The following is a 1,237-nucleotide window of genomic DNA, read 5'->3' on the forward strand; positions in this document are numbered from 1 at the left end:
CTAGTGCCGCATCAGGCAACGTTCGCCCTGTTGATTACCTGGCGTAGGCGTTCGTCGGCGGCGTTCTTGTTCCGCCAGATGATGTAGCGGCGGATCATGCTGCCCTGCTGCTTGTGGTTGGCGTGGTCGGTGCCGTCGAGGGTGAAGTAGCGCAGGGCGGTGAACTGGGCCTCGATGCGGTTGAGCCAGGAGCTGTTGGTCGGGGTGTAGGCGAGCTCGACGTTGTTGGCCGCGGCCCAGTCGCCGACCCGGGTGTCCTTCTTCGTGCTCAGGTGGGGGGAGTAGTTGTCGAGCACGATCGCGATGCGGATCTCGGGTGGGTAGAGGCTGCGCAGGTAGCGGCAGAACTCCAGAAACCGCGTGCGGTGTTTCTTCGGCTTGATGTGGCCGTAGAGCCGGTCCGTGCTCAGGTCGTAGGCGGCGAACAGGTGCCTGACGCCGTGCGGGCGGGTGTAGGTCGCCCGCCGGCGTGCCCGGGGTTCCCGGTCAGGGTCCTTGTGCCGTCCGCCGCGCTCTGCCCACTGCCGTCCAGGGTGAGGTTGGAGGTTGAGCGGGCCGAACTCGTCCAGGCAGAACACGACCTCGGGCTCGCCGTCCTCGGGTATGACCTCGCCGTCAACGATCGCGTAGAGGTGCTCGACGCGGGCCTTCTTGGCGGCGTAGTCCGGGTCGCGGGAGGTCTTCCAGGTCTTTATGCGTTGAAACGACACGCCCTCCTCGCGGAGCAGGACCCGTAGGCCCTCGTGGCTGATGTCGTCGACCACCCCCTCAGCGACCAGGAAGTCGGCCAGCTTGGCCAGGCTCCAGGTCGAGAACGGCAGGCCATGCTCGGCCGGCTTGGACTTGGCGATCTTCTTGATCTCCCGGCGTTCTGGGAGGGTGAACGTCTTGGGCCGGCCACCTTTGTACTTCGGGTAGAGCGAGTCGAAGCCGTCGGCGTTGAAATTGTGGATCACGTCCCGGACCCGATCCGCGCTGGTGAACGTCACCTCAGCGATCTTCCCCACCGACATGCCCTGCGCGGACAGCAACACCATCTGCGCTCGCCGCCAGGTCACCACCGACCCAGTGCCCCGACGGATGATCCGCAACAGCCGCTGCCCCTCGTCGTCATCGATCTCGCGAGCACGTACCCGGTCTGCCACCCGGACAGCCTGACGGCACCACGCCGTCCGGGCCAGCATCCACACGGCGCGTCACGTCACGACGGGGCAAACGTTGCCTGCTGCGGCACTAG

Annotated in this window: 1 protein-coding gene; it reads right to left on the reverse strand. The window is 66.2% G+C overall.

The window, feature by feature from the left end; translation table 11 throughout:
- Nucleotides 1-11: 11 nt before the first annotated feature.
- Nucleotides 12-1,145: an IS630 family transposase gene (locus ACY34I_RS40410; RefSeq protein ID WP_462760831.1), complete on the reverse strand. Its 1,134-nt coding sequence runs from the start codon at nucleotides 1,143-1,145 to the stop codon at nucleotides 12-14.
- Nucleotides 1,146-1,237: the final 92 nt, after the last annotated feature.

The organism is Micromonospora sp. RTBAU3-60, assembly GCF_054963695.1.